We start from the raw sequence: 5,387 nt of genomic DNA on the forward strand, positions 1-5,387 counted from the left end.
TTCCACGCGGACGTCCCCGCACGTCCCCGGACCGTCCGGCGGGTCCGGGGCGGTCCCGCCGGACGGTCCGGGGACGTGCGGGGACGTCCGCGTGGAACGTTCCGGCCAGGGCCGTGCGGCGGATCGGCGGGTCAGGCGGCGAGCGTGTGGTCGGCCGGCTCCTCGGGGCGGGCGCCTCCCGCGCGCGGGTGGTCGGCGAGGGCCTCGCGGAGCTGCTTGCGGCCCCGGTGCAGGCGCGACATGACCGTGCCGATCGGGGTGCCCATCATCTGGGCGATCTCCTTGTACGGGTAGCCCTCGACGTCCGCCAGGTACACGGCGTCGCGGAACTCCTTGGGCAGCGCGCGCAGGGCGTCGACGATCCGCGCGTCCGGGATGCGGTCGAGCGCCTCGTGCTCGGCGGACCGGAACCCCTCGGCGTGGGCCTCGCCCTGGGCGATCTGCCACTCCTCCAGCTCCTCGGAGCCGGCGCGCTGGGGCTCGCGCTGCTTCTTGCGGTAGGTGTTGATGAAGTTGTTGGTCAGGATGCGGTGCAGCCACGCCTTGAGGTTCGTGCCTTCCTTGAACTGGTGGAAGTTCACGTAAGCCTTGGCGAGGGTCTCCTGCACGAGGTCCTCGGCGTCCGCGCTGTTGCGCGTCATCCGGACGGCCTGCGCGTACAGAGGGTCGGCCAAGGGAAGGACGTCCCGCTCGTAACGCTGGGCGCTCGGCAGGTCGCGCTCGGTGCGAAGGTCGGTGGTGAAGGTAGCAGCGGTCATCATCGCTCCCGTGGTCGTTGCCTGCGGGCTCGGGACCCGCAGTCGCGCGCTCGGCGGCGTGCGCGCGCGTGTCGGGCGGAAGGACCGCCCCCCGTTCGGTTCGGTTCGTGCCACCGGCCCCCGACGGTTCTCGGCCGGGTTCGTGACGGGCCCGCCGTCAGGACGTGCTCGTCATCGGGCCGTGGTGGGACGCCGGTTCGGTCCCCGTCGGCTTTGCCGGGGCCCGGCGTGTCGGGTTGCTCGGCCGCGCTTGGAAGGTGGGCCGAGAGGAGACGCGCGAGTCGGGCGATGCCAGGGCGACCCCGTTGGCCGGGACGTCGCGGGTCGTGTCCGGACCGGCGCTGTTGCTCTCCGGTGGTGTTCCCGTTACGTAAGACGCGGTGTAAGGCCCAAAAGGTTGCGTGGCGTCCGTCACAAGAAGTGGGACGCCCCCAGAAGCGCGTGGCTCCTGGGGGCGTAGTTTACCCGTTGATCAGGGAAAACGTGCCCGATCGGCCCGGCGGGGGCGCCGGGCCGGACCGGCGGTCGGGACGGTCAGGGGAGCAGGAGGTTCAGCGCTCCCTTCATCAGGGCCTCCTGCCGGGCCGTGCCCTCGACCTGTTCGAGGCCGAACCCGAGGAGCACGGTGTCCTTGGTCGCGACGGCCGACACCGAGTCGACGAGGGCCTCCGCCCGGACGAACTCGGACAGGTTGCCCGGGCTGCCCGCGGGCGCGCCCTGGACCGCCCACGGCCCGAGACCGGACTCGAAGCCCTCGGCGTCGAGCACCCCGCCGGACGTCGTCACCTTCGTGTCGTCGACGAACAGGCCGGACCCGCCGGTGGCCGGGTCGCTCACGTAGGAGATCGACACCTCGACCTTCTCGCCCGCGTACGCGGCCAGGTCGAACGAGGCCGGCACCCAGCCGCCCGAGTCGCCGGTGAACGCGTTCCACTCACCGGTCGTCCCCGTGCCGCCGCACGGGTTGCCGCGCGTCAGGTAGTGCTCCAGGAACGGGTGCATGTCGAGCAGGTACTCCTGCTCGCACTGGGTCGGGACGGACGTGTCCGTGCGCCCGTTCTCGTCGGGCAGCGTCGTCCAGTCGTCCGCCCCGGCCGTGTGCGCCTCGACGATCACGTTGTCGTACCCGCCCTCGGTGCTGAACGAGAGCTGGGCCTGCAGCTTCGGCGCCTGCGCGGCCGTGACCCCGGTCAGGTCGATCGTCCGCGTGAGCCGCCGGTAGACGGCGTCCTGGTGCGTCCCCGCGACGTAGAACCGGCCCTGGATCGGCTCGGTCCCCGCGGCGGCGCCCGTGTAGTCGCCGGCCTTCCAGCTGCGGAACTGCGGGAAGTCCGCCGCGGGCAGGACCGACGAGGTGACCTGGAAGCCGCCCGCCTCGTTCAGCTCGTTGGACGGCGTGCCCGCCAGCCCCGCCTCGACGCCCTGGAACGGCCGCCGGGACCCCGCGAACGTCGCCGGGGACCCGATGTGCTGCCGGTCGTAGGCGCCCAGGTAGTACTGGAAGAAGTCGTCCGACAGCAGCTCGCAGTCGTCCCGGAAGCTGGTCGTGATGACGCAGGGCTCGTCCGGGGCGCCCTTGAGGCCGTAGTAGAGCCCGCCGCCGTTGTACCGGCTGGCCTCGCCCGCGTACCCGGTCGTCTCACCGACGTGCAGCAGCTTCCCGCGCTCGTTCAGGTACGCGCGGACGTTGAGCTGCGTGTCCTTCGCGCGGTCCGCGACCTGCGAGTCCGGCATCGGCCCGATGGCCGTCTGCACCGGCTCGTCGGCCTCGTCCTGCGTCAGGCGGTTGTCGCCCAGGTACCAGACCACGGCCCGGAAGTGCTTCAGGACGCCCAGGTGGTGCGGCGCGCCGTCCTTGTCGATGTCCCACACGAGCGGCGTGTGCCCGGCCTCGCGCACCAGGTCCGCGTACCGCCCCGCGTACCTGGGCTCGTCCGTCCCGGCCGGGTAGGTCGGGTTGACGCCGGTGTAGTCCTCGTCGGCGATGACGAGCACGTCCGCCTTCGCCCGGTCGCGGACCTCGTAGGTGAAGCGCTCGCTCTCGACGCGCTCGCCCTTCGCGTTCGTCCCCGCGAACCACACCTCGACCTCGTCGCCGGGCTTCTGCCCCGAGACCTTGCCGCGGAACTCGCCGTAGTAGCGGTCGTTCCCGTCGCCGTACCGGTCGCCGCCGCGCCACTCGCGGGCGCCGTCCTGCCGCACGGGGCCGCCGTTGATCCGGTAGAGCAGGTCGCGGTTCGCCAGCGACCGGCGGATGTACGCAGAAACCTCCTGCTCGGACCCGTACGACACCTCGAACGGGTCGGTCTCGAAGTCCGGCGTCGTCCGGTCGACGACCGAGACGGGGTGGTCGGGGTCCTGCGCCGACCGCGCGGTGGCGACCGCCAGCGGCAGGTTGTTCCGGAACTCCTTCTCGACCAGCGCCTCGTCGTCCGGGAACTCGAAGCCGCTGCCGCACCCGTTCGGCTCCCACTCGTCGTCCGGGTCGTATCCGGCGGCCGTCTCGCAGGTCGCCATCTCCGGGGTGTACGAGAGCGTGCCGTACAGGTTGTCGGTGTGGTCGTTGGTGTCGCCGTTGGTCGTGTACAGCTGCGCGCTGAGCTGCGGGACGTACTCGGGGACGGCCGGGTCCTCGGCGTCGCCGAGCAGCGCCTCGTAGATCGGGTCGTCCGGGCTGCGGGTGAGCGTCTGCCAGCCGTTGCCGTACAGCAGCAGCTCCGCCGCCGAGTGATAGTTGACCAGGTACGTGGGCCGCAGCCGCTCGAACAGCCGCATCTGCGCCTGCGTCTCCGGCTCCGAGCCGGGCGACGGGCCGCGGTAGGTCGCGTTCGTCCGCAGCGGCGACGACCCCTCGTTGTCGTACCCCCACTTGTACGGGAAGTTCCGGTTCAGGTCGACGCCGTCCTGCCCGGTCAGCCGCCCGTCGCCGTCGTTGTCCCGGACGTTCTTGCGCCAGAGCCGGAACCCGTCCTCGAACGTCAGGTCGTAGCCGTCCACGTTGACCACGGGGATGAACCACAGGTCGGTGGTGTCGACGATCTTCGTGAGCTCGGCGTCGGAGCCGTAGCCGTCCACGAAGTGGTGCAGGAGCCGCCGCACCATCTCGGGCGTGATCCACTCGCGCGCGTGCTGCGTCCCCTGGTAGACGACCACCGGGCGCTGCCCGTCCCGCAGGTTCGCGACGTCCTTGCTCACCCGGACGGCCGTGATCGGCTTGCCCTGGTGGGTCTCGCCGATGTCGACGGTCTTCGCGATCGAGGGGTTGTCGGCGGCGACCTTCAGCAGCTCCTCGCGGAGGTTGCCGGGGCCGCTGTAGGGGCGGAACACGTTGTCGGGGGCCGCCTTGGCGCGCGCGCGGGCGTCCCTGCCGTCCACCTTCTTGACTTTCAGGCCGAGCCCTTGCCGGTTCAGCTCGGCGGCCATCGCGCCGTTCATCACGGCCTCGACGCGGACGCGGTCGCCGTCCGCCTTCGCGATCTCGACGTCCTCGTGGCCGAGCCCGGCCCGGTCGAGGATCTTCATCTGCGCCGGCGACAGCTCGGCGGTGTACACGTCCACGGCGCCGCTCGCGGCGGGCGGCGCGGGGGCGGCGTTCGCGGGGGCCGCCGTGAGCGCTCCGAGCAGGAGCGCCCCGGCGGCCAGGATGGGTGTGAGTCGTCTGTGCCGGAACAGCGTGCGCGTCATCGCGCCCTCCCTGGCATTGATCACAACTGGGGGTTGCGTGATCGTCATCCGGGGTGAGAGGGGTGTCAACGCACTATTGGCGCCATTTGCCGCTTCTGGTCATTTTGGGGCGGGCGTGCACCGGACCTCCCATTGGTGCGTCCGCCCCGCGCGAGAAACCCCGGCCGCTTTCCGCGTAGCGCGGACACGCCGCCGTCACACGATGTAGCGTCACCTTCACCAAGGGTCGCCAGTGCTCGTCAGGCGCCTGCCGATCAGGCGTGCGCGCCGTTCGTCCAGGGGGTCCGCATGACCGTCCCGCAGAGCCGCCCGCCGGACATCGCCGACGGGGCGCCGCCCGAGGCGTACACGCCCAGGTTCCTGCACCAGCAGCTGCTCGGCGTCGCCCGCATCGCCGCCTTCACCCTCGACCGCGACGGCCGCATCGTGCACTGGAACGCCGCCGCCGCCGACCTGTTCGGCGTCCCGCCCGACGCCGCCGTCGGGCGCGCCCCCGCCGCCCTCCTGCGGCTCCCCGGCGAGCACCGCGCCGCCTTCCAGCCCGGCGCGTTCGGGCACGTCTGGTGCGGCGCCTGCACCGTGCCCCGCGCCGACCACGGCGAACTCGTCGAGACCGCCTGGTGGGTCTACCCCCTGGAGGACGCGCCCGGCGCCGCCGTCCTCGCCCTGGCCGCCGACCTGCGGCACCTCCGCGAGCAGGGCCCCGGCCTGTCCATGGGCGGCGTCCTCGTCGCCGGACCCGACGGCGCCGCCCGCCGCGACTCCGGCGCCAGCCTGCTGCGCGTCGAACCCGCCCTCGTCACCGCCGCGAGCGCCGCCGCCGCCCGCGCCCTCGCCGCCCTCCTGCCCGCCGACCCCGCCACCCCGGCCATCACCCGCCGCGTCCTCGGCCTCCGCTGCCCCGCCCCCACCCTCACCCCCCCCCCCCCGCTCCCCGTCCACCCC

At 72.7% G+C, this 5,387-nt stretch carries 3 protein-coding genes; 1 reads left to right on the plus strand and 2 read right to left on the minus strand.

What is annotated here, in order from left to right; translation table 11 throughout:
* Nucleotides 1-131: 131 nt before the first annotated feature.
* Entirely contained in the window at nt 132-758 is a 627-nt protein-coding gene (locus tag DMH08_RS38320; RefSeq protein WP_051301010.1) for a sigma-70 family RNA polymerase sigma factor, read from the minus strand.
* 534 nt (nt 759-1,292) lie between these two features.
* Nucleotides 1,293-4,442, minus strand: coding sequence for a M14 family metallopeptidase (locus DMH08_RS38325; protein WP_125621132.1), 3,150 nt, complete (start codon nt 4,440-4,442; stop codon nt 1,293-1,295).
* 288 nt (nt 4,443-4,730) lie between these two features.
* On the opposite strand from DMH08_RS38325, the gene DMH08_RS38330 reads away from it, so the two are divergent.
* On the plus strand, nt 4,731-5,387 hold a 657-nt coding region (locus DMH08_RS38330; RefSeq protein WP_125621134.1), incomplete at its 3' end, for a PAS domain-containing protein.

The sequence above is a fragment of the Actinomadura sp. WAC 06369 genome (assembly GCF_003947565.1).
Lineage (GTDB): Bacteria > Actinomycetota > Actinomycetes > Streptosporangiales > Streptosporangiaceae > Spirillospora > Spirillospora rifamycini.

Bases quoted from the DNA above. Each gene is read 5' to 3' on its own strand.
- DMH08_RS38320 (WP_051301010.1), bottom strand. From the start codon at position 758: ATGACCGCTGCTACCTTCACCACCGACCTTCGCACCGAGCGCGACCTG.
- DMH08_RS38325 (WP_125621132.1), bottom strand. From the start codon at position 4,442: ATGACGCGCACGCTGTTCCGGCACAGACGACTCACACCCATCCTGGCC.